The sequence below is a fragment of the Halomonas garicola genome (genome assembly GCF_055382465.1).
Genome location: NZ_AP043931.1, coordinates 2,592,479 through 2,612,959 on the forward strand (window position 1 = coordinate 2,592,479; position 20,481 = coordinate 2,612,959).

Consider the following 20,481-nt stretch of genomic DNA (forward strand, 5'->3'; position numbering starts at 1 on the left):
TGGCGGCCGGCAAGCAGTTTCTCCCCCTGCCTTCAGCTTCTGCTAGGCCATCAAGGCGCGGCAGGCACCACCACTACGGGAACCGTCGCGCGTTTGATGACGCCTTTGGTAATCTTGCCGGCGTAAGACGCCGTGCTGCCCTGCTTGTTGGCAGCCATCACGATCATGCTGAAGCCGCCGTCGGTGGCAAAGTGCGCAATGACCGAGCCGGGATAACCCTCCCGCACCGACTGAGTAACCCGTTGTTCCTGCACTGCCTTCTGCAGCGACGGATAGCGTGTACAGGCCGTTTCAACTTTTTGGGCCAGCTCAAGGCGACGCTCCTCAAGGCGCTGTTCCAGCAGTGCGCTCAAGGTGTCGCGGTCGCGAATATTGGTCTTCAAGGTGTTGAACATGTCCTCAGGAAAGGACTTGGCGACGTGCAGTATGTGCAGGTCGGCTCCGGTGACAAGCGCCAGGTCAGCGGCCTGTTCAAGCACGTGGTCGCAGTTGCCGCGCATGCCGACGCTGCACAGGATCCGCTTTTTCTCTTGGGTCATACTGTCTCCTTGGCTTGTCGGGCGGCGAATGCTCTGGTGCCAACAACGCTCAAAGCATTGCCTTGCTTTACCCTAAATATTTGATCATAACACCCGCGGCAACGGCAGACCCGATAACACCGGCCACGTTGGGACCCATGGCGTGCATCAGCAAGAAGTTATGCGGGTTAGCCTCCAGCCCCACCTTGTTGGAGACCCGCGCTGCCATTGGCACGGCGGATACGCCGGCAGAGCCGATCAGCGGGTTGATCGGGTTTTTGCTGACCGCGTTGAGCAGCTTGGCCATCAACACCCCGCAAGCGGTGCCTATCGCAAAAGCCACAATGCCCAGGCAGAGAATGCCGAGGGTTTCTACCGCCAGAAAGCGGTCGGCCATCAGCTTGGAGCCCACCGAAAGCCCGAGAAAGATGGTCACGATATTAATCAGCGCGTTCTGTGACGTAGTCGATAGCCGCTCGACCACGCCGCATTCGCGCATCAAGTTGCCAAAGCAGAACATCCCCAGCAGGGGGGCCGCATCGGGCAGAAACAGCACGACCAGAATCAGTAGCGCCAACGGAAAAACGATCTTCTCGAGCGCCGAAACCGGACGCAGCTGGGTCATGGCAATGGCACGCTCTTTTTGCGACGTCAGAGCGCGCATGATCGGCGGCTGGATCAGCGGTACCAGCGCCATGTACGAATACGAAGCGACGGCGATCGCACCCAGCAGCTCCGGCGCCAGAATACTCGACACATAGATCGAGGTTGGGCCGTCGGCGCCGCCGATTATGCCGATGGCCGCCGCCTGATCAAGGCTGAAGTCCATCCACCCCATGACCGTCAGAAGCACCGCACCGAGCAGGGTGGCAAAGATACCGAACTGCGCCGCCGCCCCCAGAAACAGCGTACGCGGGTTGGCCAGCAGCGGCCCGAAATCGGTCATCGACCCCACGCCCATGAAGATCACCAGCGGGGCGATACCCGACGCGATAGCCACGCGGTAGAACTGATACAGCATCCCGTGGGCGTAGCCCGAATCCATGGCCATATCATTGGCGGAGCGTACGAGTGTCGGCGACGTATCGCCGTTAAGCGCCTCCCCCAGCGCATGGCGCCAGGTTTCCAGATCGCCACCCGCCGGCAGCGCAACCCGCAGGGCATCGGCCATTTGCTGTAGCAGTTCGGGGCGTCCCTGATGGACGGCCTGCTCGGCGGCCGACAGCGCGAGCCCGGCTTCGGGAATATTTGCCAGGATACCGCCAAACCCGATCGGCACCAGCAGCAGGGGTTCAAACTTCTTGGCAATGGCAAGCCACAGCAGCAGCAGACCAATACACAACATCACGGCCTGGCCAAGACTCAGGTTATATAGCCCGGAGCCGTACCAGAGTGTCAGTATCTTTTCCATGAGGTGTCCTTAAAGCACGATCAGTGCGTCGCCCACGGATACGCTATCGCCTTCCGCTACCTTAACCTCGGAAACCGTTCCGCTCTGGGGCGCGCGCACTTCGGTTTCCATTTTCATGGCTTCAAGAATAAGCACCACTTCGTCCTCGGCAACGCTCTCGCCGGGCTTGACGTTAATCTGGAAAATATTGCCGGCCAGCGGCGCATTGATGCTGACTCCGCTGGGAGCCGCCGGCGGTGGCGCTTCGTTTTCAGCAGGCAAAGCCGGGGCTTGCTGTTGCACCTGGGTGATATCGCCGCCCTCGACCACCTCAACTACATAAGAGGTGCCGTTGACGTTAATCGTGTAGGTCTCGGGGCCGGCAGGCGTAGCCTTGCTATCGGCTTTCCCGGCGCCCTCTTGCGGGGCCTCGGGCGCTGTCGCCTTGCCCGGTACGGCTTCAAACGCTTCGGGAGTATCGCGGTTTTGCAGAAACTTCAGCCCGATTTGCGGGAACAGCGCATAGGTCAGGACGTCGTCAATATGGCGTTCGCCCTCGGCCAGGCGCACCTTCTCCTGTTTAGCCGTCTCGTCCAGCTCCTCGGCGAGCCGCTGCATCTCGGGCGACAGACGGTCAGCGGGGCGCTGCGTGATCGGTTTGCCGCCCTCCAGAACACGCTCCTGGAGTGCTTTATTAAAGGGCGCGGGGGCGGCGCCGTATTCTCCCTTGAGCAAGGCCTGAACCTCCCTCGAAATGGACCCATAGCGCTCGTCCATCATCACGTTCATCAGCGCCTGGGTACCGACGATCTGGGACGTGGGGGTAACCAGCGGAATCAGCCCCAGGTCGTCCCGCACGCGCGGAATTTCGGCCATGACCTCATCCAGCTTGTCGCCTGCACCCTGCTCCTTGAGCTGGTTTTCCATGTTGGTCAGCATGCCGCCGGGCACCTGGGCGACAAGAATGCGCGAGTTGACGCCCTTGAGCGAACCTTCAAATGCCGCGTACTTTTTACGCACCTCGCGGAAATAGGCAGCGATATCCTCAAGCTGCTCAAGATCCAGCCCGGTATCCCGGTCAGTGCCTTCGAGCATCGCCACGACTGACTCGGTAGGACTATGGCCATAGGTCATCGACATCGAGGAAATGGCGCTATCGACATTGTCGATGCCGGCTTCTATGGCCTTGAGAATGGTGGCAGTCGATAGGCCGGTGGTCGCGTGACAGTGCAGCTGGACGGGGATATCCAGAGTGGCCTTGAGCCGAGTGACCAGTTCATAGGCTTCGTAGGGCCTGAGCAGGCCGGCCATATCCTTGATCGCCAGCGAGTCGGCGCCCATGGCGGCAATGGTTTGGGCAAGCTCCACCCAGCTTTCCAGAGTGTGCACCGGGCTTTGGGTATAAGACAGTGTCCCCTGGGCGTGGCCGTCGTTGGCTTTGACGGCGCCAATGGCGCGCTCCAGATTGCGCGGGTCGTTCATCGCGTCAAAGACACGAAATACGTCAATGCCGTTGATCCTGGCCCGCTCGACAAAGCGGTCTACCACGTCATCGGCATAGTGACGGTAGCCAAGCAAGTTCTGCCCCCGCAGCAGCATTTGCTGCGGGGTGTTGGGCATGACTTCCTTCAGCGCCCGGATGCGCTCCCACGGATCCTCGCCCAGATAGCGGATACAGGCATCAAAGGTGGCGCCGCCCCAGGATTCCAACGACCAGAACCCCACCTGATCAAGCTTCTCCGCGATGGGCAGCATATCGTCTAGGCGCATGCGCGTAGCGAGCAGCGACTGGTGGGCATCGCGCAGGACGACGTCGGTGATACCTAGCGGGCGTTTCGTCTCACTCATTGTCGTTTCCTTGTCGTTATGAGCCATCGTTGTGAGCAGTCGTTGTGAGCATGGGAGCGTCAGGTAAGCGCTATCAATGTCAGCGCGGGTGATTCTGGCGATAGCGATGCACCGCCGCACTGAGCACGGCGATTAACTGCTTGTCTTCATGGGGACGCGCCTGTTCGGCAATCGCTTGTGGATGCGCCGGTGCGGTTGAGCCGGGGGGCGGCTCGGGGAACAGGCGCCTAATGGACCAGGACATCAGGGTCGTGATCATGACCAGCACGGTCAGAAACACCACCACGAACCCCATGCCAACTCGCATGAGCGCGAGACTTTCACTGACTAGCTGGGCATCCTGCATAGAGACTGGCTTCCTCCAAACGCGATTGACTCAAGGGTAAATAGCACCTTAGCGCGAGCGCGCTATCCAAAAGCTCCATACCAACGGCCTCAGCGTCCTTCAGCTGCCGCTGCCACTCCCTCAGCCAGTACCTGAACGCTGTCCACAACGGGGATCTGAGTGGTCAAGCCATCGCGGATCACGGAGAGCTCCGTGCACGCCAGCACCAGCACGTCGGCACCACGATGTTGCAGCTCGTCGGCGGCCCTGGTGAAAGCGGCAAGCGTTTCGTCATGATGGCCCTGGCCGCGCTTGACGGCACGGATTACCTCGAGCACCGGCGCTTCGTCTTCGGGGTACAAAAGCGACAGGCCGCGCTCTTCGATAAAGTTTTCGTAAAGGCCGATTTTACGCAGCGCCGGCGAGCAAAGCATACCCACTTTGGCCCCCGGCGCCTGGCGCACGACCTCGTCCAGCGTCATCGCCACAATATGCCAGACGGGGATATCCACCGCCTCCTGGGCATCCTGCCAGTAGTAATGGGCGGTATTGCACGGCATTACCAGAAAGTCCGTGCCGGCTTGCTCCAGGCGACGAGCCATCGCGGCAATGGTCGGCCCGGGGCTCTCCCCGGTCCCCTCAATCAGCGCCTTGATCCGCGAGGGCACCTTGGGATTGTTATCGACCAGCATATGCACATGCTCGATATCATCTTCGGCCGGCGTGGCATCAATCACGCGCTGCATAAACGTCAAGGTTGCGTCGGGGCCCATGCCGCCCAGCACTCCGACCGTCGTGTGGCGGTCAGGATGTTGCGCTTCGGTATCGTTACGGTTCGCGGTCTTGTTCATGGCTTGCCTATTACCTCTCTATTAAAAGCCCATGATGCGAGGCAGCATCAGCGATAGTTCGGGGAAAAATGCCAACACCAGATCAATCACCACCATAGAGCCAACCAGGGGCAGGGCCCGCACGGAAATCCGCTCGATCGACACATTGGCAATGCTTGAGCTAATAAACATATTTTCGCCTAGCGGCGGCGTGGAGAAGCCGATACCCAAACTCACTACCAACACGATGCCAAAATGAACAGGATCAACGCCCAGCTCGACCATGACGGGCAAAAGCACCGGAGTGACAATCATGATCGTCGCCAGAATCTCGATAAACATGCCGACTATTAACAAAAAGCCAATCACCAGCACCCATATTAACCAAAGGCTATCGGTAACATAGAGAATACCCTGAGCAATCATCGCCGGTATCTGATGCTCGACCAGTATGCGACCGAAAGCGGTGGCGGTAAACATAATGATAAGCACGCGTCCGGTAAGCCAGGTGGTGCTTTGAAAGGCCTCATTAAGCCCGCGCAAAGATGACTCTTTGTGAATAAAGATACCCACAAACAAGGCATAAAAAATGGAGACTACGGCGGCTTCGGTTGGTGTAAACAAGCCAGAATAAATGCCGCCAAGAATTACTACCGGCGCCATTAATGACCAAATACCGTCTTTCAGAGCCTTGGCGACACGCTTGACATCGTAGCTGTGCCCTTCTGTCTGATAGCCGTTGCGCTTGGCGGCGATATAGTTGGCCGTCACCAGCCCTACACCGAGGAGCACTCCGGGAATCACCCCCGCCATAAACATCGCAGAGATCGACTCGTTGGCCGTTACGCCATAGATGATCAACGGCATACTGGGAGGAATCACAACGCCCAGCCCCCCGGCCGTTGCGGTCAGCGCAGCAGGGTAGCTCTTGCCGTAACCTCGCTCAATCATCGCTGGAATCACCAGCATCCCCACCGCGGCCGTGGTCGCCGGCCCGGATCCGGAAATAGCGCCAAAAAACATGCAGGCGATGACGGTAGCCGCGCCAAGGCCGCCGGCCGCCGGCCCGGCTAGCTCCTCAGCGATATATATCAAGCGCCGGGCAATACCCGCATCACCCATCAAGGCACCGGCAAGGATGAACGATGGAAGCGCCATGAGGGGAAACGAATTGATAGCGGAAAACGCCAGCTCTATCAACGAACTTATATCTTGTCCGTTGACCACATAGACCGCCATGGAAGCCACACCCAGGGCTACCACTATCGGTGCGCCAAGAAGCAGCAGCACCCCAAAAAATGAAAAAAGGACTGTTGCGGCCATTGTTCTTACCCCTTGTCCGTGTTCGAGTCAGCGTTCTTTTTCTGGTAGGACTCGTCCTCAGTAATCTTGTCGGTTTCCTCCTTCTCTACATCACCCGGCTCAATACCTTTCACCAACTTGAGATACTGAACCTGCAAAACACGGAACGCCATCAGAACAAAAGCAATCGGAAAAATAAAGTAAACGTAAGCCAGGGACCAGCCCAATGCCGGAGACTTATAGGGAAACTCAAGCAGCAGACCGATAAGGTCAAGACTCTTGTAAGCGAGCACCAGACAAAACCCCACCCAAATAAGGTCTACGAATAGCAAAAGCCCCTTGGCCATGTTTTTGGGCAATAGGTTGATATGCACCTGCAGCCGGTTATGCGCACTCAGGTGAGCCGCATGAGTAGCGCCTAAAAACACAAACCAAACAAAAGAATAGCGTGCCAGCTCTTCGATCCATGACATACCGATGCCAAGAACCATCCTCATCACTACCTGGACAAAGAGCAGGATGACGAACACGGCAAGCAGGGCACGGCAGGCGTAGTCTTCTATATAATTGAGTTTTGATAACACGAGAGCATCCTCCCCTCATGGGGTAAGTGATCATAGCCAGGCCGGGCAGCATATACTGCCCGGCCACACCCTATTTCACTCAGCGGCCCAAAGCTTTTTGCATTTCATCGAAGGCTTCCTTACCGCCGACATCGTCATAAAACTCTGGCCAGACCTCTTCCTTGGCAATCTCAATCCATTTGTCTTCGTCTTCCAGGGTCGACACCTCGACGCCCTCTTCTTCCATGTTGGCACGTGCCTTGGGAGCCTCAGTCAGCTGGAACTGAAGCGCATATAGCTGCGATTCAAGACCTGCCCGATCAATAATCGCGCGCTCTTCATCCGACAGCTTCTGGTAGGTTCTAACCCCCATCACAATGGGCTGTAGCGAGTATTGATAATGCACTTCGGTAAGGTAGTCCTGCACCTCATAGAACTTCATTGTATTGTTGACGATATAGGGGTTGTCTTGCCCATCGATAACGCCCTGCTGCAGCCCGGTGAAGACTTCGGGCCAGGACATGCTGATGGGATTAGCGCCCCAAGCATCATAGGTAGCGACCATCTGTTCGTTCTGGGGAAGCCTCACCTTAAGACCGTCAAGGTCCTCAAGAGTGGTCACCGGACGCTTAGAGTTAGTCAGGTAGCGAAAGCCTGAGTATAGCCAGCTGACAATGTGTACTCCGGCATCTTCCTCGGCAATATCGTTCCAGCGGTCGGCCAGCGGGCCGGTAGTCGCCTCAACCGCATCCGCATGGCTGCGGATGGCATAGGGCATGGTCAAGGCGCCCAGACGCGATGCGTAGGGCGTTAGATTCCCCACGCCTACCAGGGCAAAATCCAGCTTGCCGATGCGAGTTCCCTGGATCATTTCTGTCTCAGCGCCAAGCTGACCGCCAGGAAACAGCTCTATCTGCATTTCACCATCGGAGAGCTCTTCGACCATTTGTTTAAAGCGCTGCGCCAACGCCCCCTGGTCGGAGTCCATGGGATCTCCCATGCCGAGTTTGAACGTTTCAGCCTGGGCGGCCTGAACGCTCAGGATGGAAAAGATGACAGTCGTTAATAATGTTTTCTTGTACATTGTTATCACTCCAGTCGGTAAGCGGTTGGTGTTACACAGTGTTGGATTTGCGGGTGACTTCATCCATAGCATCGCCCATCAGCTGGACAATGTCGTCGCAGTCCTTAGCGTCAAAAGTCAACGGTAGACGGAGATCGCAGAGGGAGGCCAAGATGCGATCGGCGTTGGGCAGTGGCCGAGTCGCGGGGAGATACCCCCAGCTATCATAGCGGCTGGTATAGTCTTCCGGCTGCGACTGGCCAAACCACTTGACCGGAATGCCGCGCTCGGCACAGCCAGCGACGAAACCGGCAATCTCCTCACGGGAGAGCGACGGCAGGCGAAACTGGATCGAACTGCCGACAAAGTCTTCCTTTTCATGGCGGGGAACGCGCTCAAAACGCGCCATACTGGACAAGCCGGCATCCATGCGGTGATAGAGCGCATTCCAGCGCGCCTTGCGCGTTTCAAGCTCGGCCAGCTGCGGCCGCAGAACGGCTGCTCGAAGGTCATCCATCCGCCCGCTCATGTTGGGCGTCACGTGCCGGGCTTCGCCATATCCATCCGCTTCGGGCGCTGCCAAATGGCGCTCGTAGAACATGTAGGAACCGGAGAGCACCACCGCTCGACGCATCACTTCGGGATCGTCCGAGCTAAGAAGCCCCCCTTCACCCGAATTCAGGTGCTTATAGGTTTGCGTGCTGTAACAGCCCACCTTGCCGAAGGTGCCGCTTGGCTTACCGGCGAAGTTGGCTCCCAACGTATGGGCACAGTCCTCAATCAGGGTAATGCCGTGGGCCTCACATACCGCCATGACGGCATCCATGTCGGCGATATGACCGCGCATATGCGACAACATGAAGAAACGCGCTCCGGTTTCCCGCGCCGCCGCATCAAGGTCATCCGGATCAATGGTGGTATCGTCCAGGATGTCGACCAGAACGGCTTGACCGCCTGCGGCATGAATACTGCCCGGCACGGGTGAGAGGGTAAAGGCATTACACAGCACGGCGTCACCGTGCTGGAGTCCGCAGGCACGCAGCGCCAGCTGCAGCGCATAGCCGCCTGAGGCACAGGCCAGCGCGAAGGGCACGCCAAGCGTGTCAGCAAACTCTTGCTCAAGCAGTGCAGTCTCCCCCTTCTCGCCTTCTAGCAGGTTATAACGGTGCAGGCGTCCGGTGCGCATGACCGCCACCGCCGCGTCAATCGAGGCGTCGGAAAGCGGTTCTTGCTGGGTGAAAGATTTCGAGAAACGGCGCATATGGCGTACCTCAATAGCGCTGTTGACGGTGGACCGGAAACTGCCAGTCCTCGTCCGGGAAGTATTTGGTCAGACGCCAGTCGCAGGCCCGCGCATGCCCTTCCATACCTTCAACCCGCGAAATACGTGAGCCGACCGCGCTAAACGTACGGTTGGCTTCTTCGCTCAGCTGCTGGGTCGTAAGCACCTTCATGAACTTGTGCACGTTCAGTCCGCCGGAATAGCGGCCAGCCCGTTTGGTAGGAAGAATATGGTTGGTGCCGGAGCACTTGTCGCCGTGGGTGACCGTGCTGCCTTCGCCCAAAAACAGCGAACCGTAGTTGGAGAGGCTCTCCTTCCACCAGTCAAGGTCCTCGCACAAGACCTGGAGATGCTCGCACGCGTAGCGATCGCTGATCTCAACGATTTCCTCGCGGCTGTCGCCCACGATGACTTCACCGTGATCACGCCAGGCTGCATGGACGACATCAGCGTTGGGCATGTCATCGGCAACCTTGGGTACCAGCTCAATGACTTTTTCCCCTACCGCTTTGCTGGTGGTAAATAGCCACACCGGAGAATTCGTTCCGTGCTCGGCCTGAGAAACCAGGTCAACGGCAATGGTCATGGGGTCGGCTTGATCATCGGCGATGATGGCCGACTCGGTGGGGCCGGCGAACACGTCGATTCCCACCTGACCAAACAGCAGCCGCTTGGCTTCGGCGACATAAGCGTTGCCCGGGCCAACGAGAATATCTGCCTCGCGGCCGTCGAAGAGGCCAAAGGCCATAGTGGCCATGGCGTGAACGCCGCCCATTTCGAGGATCACGTCAGCACCGGCCACATCAAGCGCGTAGGCAACAGCCGGGTTAATGCTGTCACCGCGCGGCGGTGAGCAGGCGACCACGTGGGGGACGCCTGCCGCCTTGGCGGTGGCGACGCTCATCAGCGCCGATGCCGCATGGGCAAAACGCCCCCCGGGGATGTAACACCCGGCACAGTTGACGGGCAGTATCCGCTGTCCAAGGCGAACGCCGGGCTCGGTCTCGATCTCAAATGGGGTGAGACTGTCGCGCTGCGCTTCGGCGAAGCGCCGAATCTGGCGATGGGCAAAATCGATATCGTCTTTCACCGACCGGGGCACGCTATCGATAAGCTGCTTACGCTTCGCGTCGCTGAGCGTGAAATCGGAGGTCCAGCCGTCAAACTTTTCAGCATACTCACGGACTGCGGGCTCACCGCGCTCACGGATATCCTCCAGCATTTTCTGCACTGAGGCAGTGGTGCGCTGATCTTCGGAGGCGGCTTCTTCCCCTCCCTCCGCCGACTTAAGATACTGAATTGTCATTGTCTTCTCCGAAATGGAGCTAAAGTTCAAAGGATCGTTGAAGTTGCCCAAAGACACTTAGCCGCTCAGCGGCCCGGCTTAGGCCTGCGCGTTAGGCCTGGTAGTCAGGAAGCCCAAAGGCGTTGGTATAGCCAAACAGGGCAACGCTGCCGCCGGTGTGGAGGAAGACCACGTCTTCACCTTCCTTGAAGTGCCCCTGGCGAATCAGATCGATCAGCCCGGCCATCCCTTTGCCGGAATACACCGGATCGAGCAGGATGCCTTCGTGGCGCGCCAGCAGCGACACCGCCTCCACCATGCTGTCGGTGGGAACACCGTAGCCGTCACCAACGTAGTCGCAATTGGCAATGACCTTGTCGCGGTTGACCACGCCGGACAGCCCCAGCTTGGTTTCCGTCTTCTGCGCCAGGGCAAAGACGTTGGCTTCTTGCTTATCCTTGGGCGCGCGCACGCCGACACCCAGTACCGGAATGCCCGCATTGCAGGCCTCAAGGCCTGTCACAAGCCCGGCCTGTGTGCCGGCGCTGCCGGTCGCGTGTACCAGGTGATCGATTTGCAGACCCATGTCGTTCGCCTGCGTCAGCAGCTCAAGTGCTGCATTCACGTAGCCGAGCGCGCCAATTTCATTGGAGCCGCCGCCGGGAATGATGTAGGGCTTTTTGCCTTCGCTCTTCAGCTGCTCGGCCAGCTTTTCCATCTCGGCCGCCATGTCGGCACCCCCCGGACGCTTGCTGACGGTAGCACCGTGCAGCTGGTCGAGGAGGACGTTACCGTTGTAGTTGTAGTCGGGAGCCTCACTACCGGTACGATCTTCGAGTAGAATATGGCAGTCCATTCCCAGCTTGCAGGCCGCGGCTACGGTCTGGCGGGCGTGGTTTGACTGGGTAGCCCCCTGAGTGATGATGGTGTCGGCATTCTGCTCCAGGGCATCGGCCATCAGAAACTCAAGCTTGCGCGTCTTGTTGCCGCCCGTAGACAAGCCGGTGCAGTCGTCGCGCTTGATCCACAGGCGCGGCCCGCCCAGCAGGCGGCTCAGATTATCCATGGGCTCTAGCGGTGTCGGCAGATGGCCAAGCCGAACACGGGGAAAACGGGAAAGATGCATACGGGCCTCCAGGCGGGTGGTTTTGTGCATAACGTGCTCTCATCGCAACCATCGGCTAAATAACGGAATACTACGTTTCACAACCGATCGGTCTGCCCTCAACGCTAGCCCCCACGTCTTGTTGCTTACCAATGCCAAGATACTCACGATCGGTTATTTTTTTGCATAGCCAGCAAAAAACACTAGGGTCTGTTGACGTTTCATGGCAGGGGTATTGGCAGGATAGGGGCAAGCTCGCAGAATAAAGGTTCCTACGCCAACAAACTGCAAGCCTGCCATGCCCCGACAAATGCTCACGGATGAACACTGGTCGAAGCTGAAACTTATCCTGCTTCAACAAGGTATTTATGACAAGGCCGACTTGCGTACCACGGTGGAAGGCATCCTTTATCGGATGCGCACTGGCTGCCCGTGGCGAGACCTACCAGAGGTGTTTGGCCTTTGGAACACGGTCTACAAGCGTTTCAACGCCTGGTCAGCGAGTGGAAAGCTGATGAGGATTTTCAGCTCTCTGGTGGAAGATCCTGATGTTGAGTGGCTGTTCATTGATGGCTCCTACGTCAAGGCTCACCAAGACAGCACTGGAGCTGCCACGGAAGACGCAGAAGCCATTGGCAAAAGTCGTGCAGGCAATACCAGCAAGATCCACTTGGCCGTGGATGCTTATGGGTTGCCGATCGCCTTCAGAATAAGGCTCTTCGACGTCGGGTGTGGAATTCACCCCCTGAGCTAGGCCAGGATATGACCTCCACGATGACAGGAGGTAGGACATGGACGGCACTCAGATTCTAACCCTTGGCCTGGGTCTTGAAGCGCCCTGGATTCTCAAGGACCAGCACCTGGATACTACCGTGTCACCTCACCGGCTGGAGCTTCATGTTGAAGCCGAACGAGGTAGCCTCTACCCCTGCCCGGAGTGCGGTAAGGCCTGCCCGGCCCACGACTTTGCCGACAAGACCTGGCGCCACCTGAACTTCTTCCAGCATCACTGTTACCTGCACGCCCGCGTGCCTCGCACCCAGTGCCCCGAGCATGGCGTCAAGCGCATCGAGGTGCCCTGGGCGCGGCCGGGCAGCGACTTCACCCTGCTGTTCGAGCAGGCCGCCATGGCCCTGGTCCGGGAGATGCCGGTGCTGGCCGCTGCCCGCCTGATCGAGATCACCGACAAGCGCCTGTGGCGCATCGTGCATCACTATGTCGGCCGCATGCTCGAGCAACTCGATTTATCCGCGGTCAAGGCCGGGGCAAGGCCACGATCGAGGCCTTCAGCGACTTCCTGGCCGCGCATCAGGGCGCTCCCGGCAAGGTGCTGGAGGTGGTCTGCGACATGTCGCCGGCCTTCCTCAAGGGCGTGGAAGAGCAGTTACCCCACGCCGAGGTCACCGTCGACTGGTTTCATATCGTGCAGACCTTCACGCGGGCGCTGGATGAGGTCAGAAAGCGTGAGCGGCGCGAACAGCCCCACCCCAAGCACCTGCGCTGGGCCATCCTGCGCAACGCGGAATCCGACAACCTGACGTCCCACCAGATCGCCGCGTTGCAGGAATTGCTGGCCGACGAAAGCGCCACGGCCGACGCCTGGCTCATCAAGGAGAAGCTGCGCTGGATTCAGCAGGCGCCCACGCCTCGCGGGGCCCGCTGGCGGATCACCCACTTCCTCAATTTCGCCCGGGAGGCGATCGCAGACAAGGCCTTGCTGGCCCCGGTCAGGAAGGCACTGAACACCCTGGAACGGCATGCCGAGCGAGTCATCCGGCGCTGGACGTCGTCCCTGACCAACGCACGACTGGAAGGGATGAACAGTCTGTTTCAGGCCGCCCGCTCACGTGCTCGCGGGTACCGCAACGAAAGCACCTTCATCACCATGATCTACCTGATTGGCAGCCCGGTCGGGAGCATGCTGAATCAGGCCCAATCCACATGAAACGTCGAAGAGCCCAGAATAACCGGGGGTGAAGTGCACGACAGCACGGAAGCCCAGGCATTGATTGACGGTTTGCCGGCAGGTGACGCGCTGGTGGCTGACAAAGGCTATGACAGTGAACGTATCCGTGAGCAGGTCGAAGCCAAAGGAATGGCTGCCGTCATTCCACGCAGGCGTAACTCGAAAAAAGGAAATGCCAATCTGGACAGAGGGTTATATCGCTACCGGCATCTGGTTGAGAATGCCTTTGCTCGATTGAAACCGTATCGCGCCATTGCGACGCGCTACGATAAGCTCAAACGAAATTACGAAAGCATGGTGGCCTTGGCATGCGGCTTTTTATGGCTACCAATGTGAAACGTCAACAGGCCCTAATGCCGTTGATTATTTAGGACAATTTATATGAAAACGGAGTGGCTAGAAGATTACTTTGCGCTGATCGAGGCAGGGACCTTCTCCCAGGCCGCTGAAAGGCGCTACGTGACGCAGCCGGCCTTCTCGCGCCGTATTCGTCAGCTGGAAGAGTGGCTCGGCGTCGAACTGATCGATCGCACTTCATCTCAGCTATCGCTTACCGCCCATGCACAGGCGTACGAGGTGCCGATGCGCAACTGGCTCGCCGGGCTCTACGCCATGCGCAGCCGCATACGCGCCGACGTGGAGCGCGGCCCGCGCGCCATCCTGACCACCCAGCACACCCTGACCGTCAGCTACTTGCCACAGCTTTTGCGTTACTTTCGCAACCGGGCCCCTGAAGCGCGATTACAGGTCAGGACAGCCGACCGCATTGACTGCATCCGCGATTTCCAACGCGGCGAAGCGGACCTGCTGCTGTGTAACGAGGTGGCGGATTCGCCGCTGTTTTTATCGCAGGACGATATCGCGCGCGTCACTTTGGGCACCGAACAGCTGATACCCGTATGCGCGGCAGACCGCCTGGGCCGACCGATATACGACCTGGAAACTGAACTCCGCCTCCCGCTTATCGGTTACGATTCCAACAGCTTTTTGGGCAAAATCCTGGCAACGCCCTACCTGCTAAACCTGCAGCGTCGCTATGAAATCGAACTGGTCTGCGAAACGGCCTTCACCATAGGCATTCGTGAGCTCTCACTGGCCGGGCTCGGCGTTGGCTGGCTTCCGCATGGCCTGATTGAAGAAGACCTGGCGGCCGGGAAGCTCGTCTCTTTGCTGGAAGAGCTCGGGGGGCCGAAGCTGGTAGTGGCCTGCTACACCCACCCCGAGGACAACGACACTAACGTTAATCAGCTATGGCAGCTGCTTAACGAACGCCCCCCTATCCTGTAACCCCTTGCCTTTGCCGCTTGTGGCCGGGCGCCAGCCCAGCGGCAAAAAGAGCGGAGCTTTACGGTAAGCGGCGCGGAGAGTACGCGGTAAGATAGGGCATTGAAGATACCCCTCAGCGGTTCCCCATGGCAGAGGGTAGAAAGGTGACGATCGCCGGAAACAGCCCGATCAAAACGACGCCGAGCATCATCAAAAAGAAGAACGGCAACGCGGCCCGGGCGATACTCAGAATATTGCGCCCGGTCATGCCCTGGAGCACGAAAAGGTTAAAACCGATGGGCGGGGTAATTTGTGACATCTCCACCACGATGACCAAATAGATACCGAACCAGATCAGATCAATGCCGGCGGTCTCGACCATGGGCAGCAAAATGGAGGTGGTCAGCACGACCACGGAGATGCCGTCCAGAAAGCAGCCCAGCAGAATAAACAGCACCGTCAGCGCGGCCAGCAGCATCACCGGAGAAAGCCCCAGCGTGCCGATCCACGCCGCCAGATCGCTGGGCAAGCCGGTAAAGCCCATGGCGGCGGTGAGAACCGAGGCTCCCGCGAGGATAAACGCAATCATGCACGAGGTGCGTACCGCCCCCATCAGGGCGTCGTGAAAGACGTGGCGGTCCATGCTGCCCTGCACCCTGGCCAGCAGCAGGGAGAGCACCACGCCGACGGCCGCGGCCTCCGTGGGGGAAGCCAGTCCGGCATAAATCGAGCCGATGACCCCAAGAATCAGCGCCAGCAGCGGAATGAGCCGCCGCGAATGACGCAGGCGTTCGCGCCAGGGCAGCGCGGCCTCGGCGGCGGGAATCTTCTCCGGATAGCGCCATGCCCAGACCATTAGATAGGCGGCAAACAGCCCGCTGAGCAGCACCCCTGGCAGAATACCGGCCATGAACAGCCGGGCGATGGACTGGTCGGTGGCAACGCCGTAAACGATCAGGATGATAGAGGGCGGAATCAGCAGACCCAGCGTCGCAGAGCCGGCCAAGGTGCCAATCACCAGCTGCTCGTCGTAGCCGCGCCGGGTCAGCTCGGGAAGCGTCATTCTCCCCATGGTGGCACAGGTCGCCGCCGAGGAGCCGGACACCGCGGCAAACAGCCCGCAGCCCACCACGTTGGTATGCAAAAGCCGCCCCGGAATACGCTGCATCCAGGGAGAAAGACCGGTAAACATGTCGTTGGCCAGCCGCGAGCGAAACAGAATCTCGCCCATCCAGATGAACATCGGCAGCGCCGTCAACTCCCAGCTGTAGCTGGCCCCCCAGAGGTCCGACGCCATGACGTCGCCGGTAGGAATGCTGGTGAACTGGCTCAGCGCAACCCAGCCAAGCCCCAGCAGCGAGAAAGCCACCCAGACGCCGCTGCCCAGCAGCACCAAAAGCGTGACGAACAGGGTCAGAGTCAGGATCAGCATGGGCGCCTCGTCAGGTCTGGTCGGTATCGCCGGGGATGAAGCTACCCGGGCGGCGAACGGCGATGGCCAGGGTTTGCCACCATGTTTCGGCAAGCGCCAGGCAAAACAGCACGACGCCGGCCAGCATGGCCGACTGCGGCAGCCACAGGGGAATGCTCAGCAGGCCGTAGGACGTTTCGCCGTAGGCGACGCTGTCGGCGAGCAGCTGATAGAGATAAAAGGCGAGGTACAGACACAGCGCCAGTGCCACGCTCAGACAGGCGACCTCGACAAACACCCGGTAGCGGGGCGGCAGCTGGCCGATCAGCAGCGTGACCCGAATGTGCGCGTGATGGATAAACGTATAAGCCAGGCCGAAAAAGGTGGCCCCGACCAGCAGGAAACCGCATATCTGAGCAAGCCCGGGAATGGTCAGGCCAATGCGGCCGGCCCCCACCGCCGTCGCCAAAATATCGCCAAGGCGGCCGAGAATCTGCAGGGTGATCAGGCCGCATATCAGCACCAGGCAGGTGGCTGACAAGTAGCCGCCCAGGTGATAGAGCGAGCGTAGCCGATAGTTCATGGTCACCTATCCTTTGGTGGCCGCCTTCAGGGTCGCGCCTGGAAGGCGGGAGAGGCTCGGCACCCGGGTAGCGACGGCAACCCAAGAGCCGCCGCGCCCGATGGATTAATCCTGCTGACCGCGATAGGCATCGAGGATTTGCTGACCCTGATCGCCGGCGCGCTCGACCCATTCATCGGTCATGGTATCGCCGATTTCCTGAAGCTTGTCCTCAAGCTCGGGCGTTGGCGTGGTAACGGTAATCCCGTTGTCCTTCAGCACGCCCAGCGCTTCTTGAGTTTCTTCACGGCTCATTTCCCAGCCGCGCTCTTCTGCCTCGGCGGCGGCATCGAGAACGGCTTGCCGGGTGCCTTCATCAAGCTGAGAAAAGGCACGATCGCTTACAATGATCATGTTTTTGGGCAGCCACAGCTGGGCGTGGTTGAAATGGCTCAGGTAATCCCACGCCTTGGTATCCGCCCCGGTCGCCGGAGAGGTAATCATGGCCCCCACCCGCCCGGTGCTGAAGGCGGTGGGGATATCCGGCACTTCGACCTGGGTAGGCACCGCGCCGGCAAGCTGCGCCAGCCGCTCGCTGGCATTGTTATAGGCGCGCATGTTGAGGTTTTGCAGGTCGTCGGGCCCGGTCACCTCGTCCTGGGTATAGATCCCCTGAGGCGGCCAGGGGACGGCGAACAGCAGGCGCAGGTTCTGCTTGGCAAGCTCCTCGTCGATGATGTCCCGAGACGCTTCCCAGAGTGCGCGCGCCTCCTCGTAGCCCGCCGCCAGATAGGGCACCGAATCCACTTCAAAAATGGGGTTTTCATTCGCCAGCCGCGACATGATCACCTCGCCGATGGGCACAATGCCCCGGCGCACGGAGTTTTTGATCTCGGCATGGCCAATCAGTGAGCCGTTGGAGTGCACCTTGATATCCAGCTCGCCGTCGGTGGCCTGGCGAACGTCCTCGGTAAATTCGCGGATATTCTCCGTATGGAAGGTGCGATCGCCGTAGGGCGTGGGCATGTCCCATTCGGTTGCCGCCTGAGCGCTCACGCTCAGGATAGACAGGCTTAAGCCAATAGCGCCGGCAAAAGCCAGGCGAGGCAATACGTTGCGTAGCGGCATGGTCGATGTTCTCCACAAGGCATTTATTATTCAGCGAGGCCACTTCAACGACCCCGTACCAGAGGAGCATAGAATTGGGGTAGCGTGAAGGCCAGGCCGTCCCACGATACAGTGTCAACGGTACCAACACTCAAACACCTATCCTGTCACGCCAACATCTTGGTAACTTGTCAGCCAAACGTCATCGGGAGGATCCATGACCTCACAGCCAACACCCCCACCGGCCTTACGGCTCAATGCCGACATGGGCGAAAGTTTTGGCCCCTGGGTCATGGGGTGCGACCGGGACGTGATGCCCCATGTGGATCTGGCCAACGTGGCCTGCGGGTTTCATGCCTCGGACCCGGACACCATGCGCCAGACCGTGCGCCTGGCCCGGGAGCACGGCGTAACGGTGGGAGCGCACCCGGCCTATCCCGACCTGGTAGGGTTTGGTCGCCGCTCCATGGCCTGCACGCCGGCCGAAATCAAGAACCTGGTGCTGTATCAGGTAGGGGCGCTCGCCGGGGTGTGTCGCGCCGAGGGCATGACGCTTGGCTATGTCAAACCCCACGGCGCCCTGTACAACGACATGATGCAAGACAGCGCCAAGCTGGAAGCGGTGATGCGTGCGCTGGCCGCCTACGATGCCGCCCTGCCGCTGATGGCTATGGCGACGCGGGAGACCGCACCGGTACAGCGCCTGGCAGAGCGGCACGGCGTCTCCGTCTGGTTTGAGGCCTTTGCCGACCGCGCCTACGACGGGGAAGGCCGCTTGCTGTCGCGCCGGGAACCCGGAGCCGTGCACCGCGATGTCGACCAGATTGTGGAGCAGGCCCGACGCATAGCCCGGGGCGAGCCGCTCACCGCCAGCGACGGCCGCGACCTCAGGCTCAATGCGGATACGCTGTGCGTACACGGCGACAACCCTGAATCCATCGCCGCGATCAAGGCGATTCGCGAGGTGGTTCAGGCCCAGGGGGCGAAGCCATGAAAACGGTGACGCTACCGCGCCTGGAGTCTGCCGGCATGGATGGCTGGCTGGTGCGGCTGTTCGACACCATTGACGAAGCCAACATGCCCTGGATGCTGGCGCTGGTGCGCGACTGCGAAGCGACCTTTGGCGATGCCCTGGTGGACCTGGTGCCCTCCTACACCACGCTGCTGGTGGTTTTTGACATCGACCGGCTGACCCCGGTCGAGGCGCGCCGGCAGCTGCGCACGGTACTCGCCTCGCTGGCGCCGGATGAGCAGCGCGGACACGCCGAGGTGCGCGAGCTGCCCACCTGGTACGCCCCCGGCGTCGGCCCCGAGCTTGAGCGCCTGGCAGCGCACGCCGGCATAAGCCGGGACGAGGTGGTGGAATGCCATGCAGGCGTGACCTATCAGGTATACGCGCTGGGCTTTGCCCCCGGCTTTGCGTTTATGGGCAGCGTGGATGAGCGCCTGGCAGTGCCCCGCTTGCCAACCCCGCGCCAGCGCGTGCCGGCGGGCAGCGTCGGGATCACCGGGCGGCAGACGGCGGCCTACCCCATGGCGTCCCCGGGTGGCTGGAACCTTATCGGCCGGACCGCGGCGGTACTGTTTGACCGCAAGCGCGACGGCTTTAGCCTGCTGCGGGTCGGCGACCAAGTGCGTTTTGTCCCGGTCTCCCGGGAGGAGTTTGCGCGCCTCGGGGGCGACACCACCGCCATGAAGGAGGCCCCATGAGCCATCACAAACCCGGGCTGCGCGTGCGGCGTGCCGGCCCCCTGGCCCTGCTCCAGGACGCAGGTCGCTTCGGCGTGCGCCGGCTGGGCGTCACCCAGGGCGGCCCGGCGGACATTCATGCCTGGGCTTGGGCCAACCGCCTGGCGGGCAACGCCTGGGGCGCGGCGGTCCTGGAAGTCACGTTTGGCGGCCTGGTGCTGGAAGCCGAGCGCGATATACGCCTCGCCGTCTGCGGCGCCGACCTCAACGCTACCCTGGACGATGCCCCGCTGCCGCTGTGGCAGAGCATCACCCTACGGCGCGGCCAGGTGCTGCGCTTCCAGCAGCCTGCCAGCGGCCTGCGCGCCTACCTGGCCGTCGCCGGCGGTTTTCAGGCAGCGCCGGTGCTGGGCAGCGTGGCCTGCGTGGCCCGCGAGGGGTTGGGCGGCCACGACGGCAACGGCAGCCCGCTGGCGGAAGGCGACGTTCTGATGGTGAGCAAGGCCGCCTCCCGGCGTGCAGACGAACAGCATGCCCCGGATGACGCACGGCCGGATTATCGCGCGACGCCCGAGCTGGCGCTGATGCCGGGCGCGCAGATTGCCGAATTCGACGGCGCGAGCCTGTACGCGGCGTTCAACCAGCCCTGGCACGTTGACGATCGGGCTGACCGCATGGGCGTTCGCCTGTGCGGCCCGGCGCTGCGCTGCCGCCTTGACCGAATGATTTCGGAAGGGCTCGGGCTAGGCGCCGTCCAGGTACCGCCGGACGGCCAGCCCATTGCCCTGCTCAACGACCGCCAGACCATCGGCGGCTACCCGCGCCTGGGAGCGCTCACGCTCCTGGCCTGCGCCCGCCTGGCGCAGTGTATGCCGGGGGACGCCGTCATCCTGAAGCCCGTGCCGGCCGAGGCCGCGCTGGCCGACTATCGCCGCTTTATCAATACCTTGCGTTAAATTTTCATCGGGG

Annotated in this window: 18 protein-coding genes and 3 pseudogenes; 7 read left to right on the forward strand and 14 right to left on the reverse strand. The window is 60.4% G+C overall.

Annotated features, from left to right (window positions below):
- Positions 1–50 precede the first annotated feature (50 nt).
- From ACZ46Y_RS12480 to cuyA, 11 genes are all read right to left on the reverse strand, one after another.
- Positions 51–539, reverse strand: coding sequence for a universal stress protein (locus ACZ46Y_RS12480; RefSeq protein WP_311957608.1), 489 nt, complete (start codon positions 537–539; stop codon positions 51–53).
- A gap of 67 nt (positions 540–606) precedes the next feature.
- A complete protein-coding gene (locus ACZ46Y_RS12485) occupies positions 607–1,929 on the reverse strand; it encodes a sodium ion-translocating decarboxylase subunit beta (RefSeq protein WP_311957606.1) in 1,323 nt (440 codons plus the stop codon).
- Positions 1,930–1,938: 9 nt separating this feature from the next.
- Entirely contained in the window at positions 1,939–3,756 is a 1,818-nt protein-coding gene (gene oadA, locus ACZ46Y_RS12490; protein WP_311957605.1) for a sodium-extruding oxaloacetate decarboxylase subunit alpha, read from the reverse strand.
- 79 nt (positions 3,757–3,835) lie between these two features.
- Positions 3,836–4,102 carry an OadG family protein gene (locus ACZ46Y_RS12495; RefSeq protein ID WP_311957604.1) on the reverse strand — a complete coding sequence of 89 codons (267 nt, stop codon included), beginning with the start codon at positions 4,100–4,102 and terminating at the stop codon, positions 3,836–3,838.
- A gap of 89 nt (positions 4,103–4,191) precedes the next feature.
- Positions 4,192–4,932 carry a cysteate racemase gene (gene cuyB / locus ACZ46Y_RS12500; protein WP_311957602.1) on the reverse strand — a complete coding sequence of 247 codons (741 nt, stop codon included), beginning with the start codon at positions 4,930–4,932 and terminating at the stop codon, positions 4,192–4,194.
- A 21-nt stretch (positions 4,933–4,953) separates the two neighbouring features.
- Positions 4,954–6,234 (reverse strand): TRAP transporter large permease, encoded by a 1,281-nt coding sequence (locus ACZ46Y_RS12505; RefSeq protein ID WP_311957600.1) that lies wholly within the window; start codon positions 6,232–6,234, stop codon positions 4,954–4,956.
- A gap of 5 nt (positions 6,235–6,239) precedes the next feature.
- Entirely contained in the window at positions 6,240–6,797 is a 558-nt protein-coding gene (locus ACZ46Y_RS12510) for a TRAP transporter small permease (protein ID WP_311957597.1), read from the reverse strand.
- 79 nt (positions 6,798–6,876) lie between these two features.
- A complete protein-coding gene (locus ACZ46Y_RS12515; protein WP_311957596.1) occupies positions 6,877–7,860 on the reverse strand; it encodes a TRAP transporter substrate-binding protein in 984 nt (327 codons plus the stop codon).
- Positions 7,861–7,891: 31 nt separating this feature from the next.
- The gene (locus tag ACZ46Y_RS12520) at positions 7,892–9,100 is read right to left on the reverse strand and encodes a DegT/DnrJ/EryC1/StrS family aminotransferase (protein ID WP_311957595.1); all 1,209 of its coding nucleotides are present in this window, start codon (positions 9,098–9,100) and stop codon (positions 7,892–7,894) included.
- A 10-nt stretch (positions 9,101–9,110) separates the two neighbouring features.
- A complete protein-coding gene (gene hisD, locus ACZ46Y_RS12525; RefSeq protein WP_460540686.1) occupies positions 9,111–10,427 on the reverse strand; it encodes a histidinol dehydrogenase in 1,317 nt (438 codons plus the stop codon).
- 91 nt (positions 10,428–10,518) lie between these two features.
- Positions 10,519–11,532 (reverse strand): D-cysteate sulfo-lyase, encoded by a 1,014-nt coding sequence (gene cuyA, locus ACZ46Y_RS12530; protein WP_311957593.1) that lies wholly within the window; start codon positions 11,530–11,532, stop codon positions 10,519–10,521.
- Between the two features lie 277 nt (positions 11,533–11,809).
- Here cuyA and ACZ46Y_RS12535 point away from each other — a divergent pair.
- The 4 genes and pseudogenes from ACZ46Y_RS12535 to ACZ46Y_RS12550 form a co-directional block, all read left to right on the forward strand.
- Positions 11,810–12,223, forward strand: a pseudogene (locus tag ACZ46Y_RS12535) (IS5 family transposase); the annotation flags it as partial.
- Positions 12,224–12,302: 79 nt separating this feature from the next.
- A pseudogene (locus ACZ46Y_RS12540) lies at positions 12,303–13,456 on the forward strand (transposase).
- A gap of 9 nt (positions 13,457–13,465) precedes the next feature.
- Positions 13,466–13,813 (forward strand): annotated as a pseudogene (locus tag ACZ46Y_RS12545) (IS5 family transposase); the annotation flags it as partial.
- Between the two features lie 45 nt (positions 13,814–13,858).
- Complete coding sequence (locus ACZ46Y_RS12550) at positions 13,859–14,764, forward strand: LysR family transcriptional regulator (protein ID WP_311956635.1); 906 nt, start codon at positions 13,859–13,861, stop codon at positions 14,762–14,764.
- Between the two features lie 112 nt (positions 14,765–14,876).
- On the opposite strand, the gene ACZ46Y_RS12555 is transcribed toward ACZ46Y_RS12550, so the two are convergent.
- From ACZ46Y_RS12555 to ACZ46Y_RS12565, 3 genes are all read right to left on the reverse strand, one after another.
- Entirely contained in the window at positions 14,877–16,175 is a 1,299-nt protein-coding gene (locus ACZ46Y_RS12555; RefSeq protein WP_311956636.1) for a TRAP transporter large permease, read from the reverse strand.
- Positions 16,176–16,185: 10 nt separating this feature from the next.
- Positions 16,186–16,737 (reverse strand): TRAP transporter small permease, encoded by a 552-nt coding sequence (locus ACZ46Y_RS12560; protein ID WP_311956637.1) that lies wholly within the window; start codon positions 16,735–16,737, stop codon positions 16,186–16,188.
- Between the two features lie 105 nt (positions 16,738–16,842).
- Complete coding sequence (locus tag ACZ46Y_RS12565) at positions 16,843–17,844, reverse strand: TRAP transporter substrate-binding protein (protein WP_311956640.1); 1,002 nt, start codon at positions 17,842–17,844, stop codon at positions 16,843–16,845.
- A 196-nt stretch (positions 17,845–18,040) separates the two neighbouring features.
- Between ACZ46Y_RS12565 and ACZ46Y_RS12570 the strand changes: the two genes are divergently transcribed.
- The 3 genes from ACZ46Y_RS12570 to ACZ46Y_RS12580 are packed head-to-tail and all read left to right on the forward strand — an operon-like array spanning position 18,041 to position 20,468.
- A complete protein-coding gene (locus ACZ46Y_RS12570; protein WP_311956642.1) occupies positions 18,041–18,817 on the forward strand; it encodes a 5-oxoprolinase subunit PxpA in 777 nt (258 codons plus the stop codon).
- Entirely contained in the window at positions 18,814–19,533 is a 720-nt protein-coding gene (gene pxpB, locus ACZ46Y_RS12575; protein WP_311956648.1) for a 5-oxoprolinase subunit PxpB, read from the forward strand. Before ACZ46Y_RS12570 ends, pxpB begins: the two co-directional genes overlap by 4 nt.
- Positions 19,530–20,468, forward strand: coding sequence for a 5-oxoprolinase subunit C family protein (locus ACZ46Y_RS12580; protein ID WP_311956651.1), 939 nt, complete (start codon positions 19,530–19,532; stop codon positions 20,466–20,468). Before pxpB ends, ACZ46Y_RS12580 begins: the two co-directional genes overlap by 4 nt.
- Positions 20,469–20,481 lie beyond the last annotated feature (13 nt).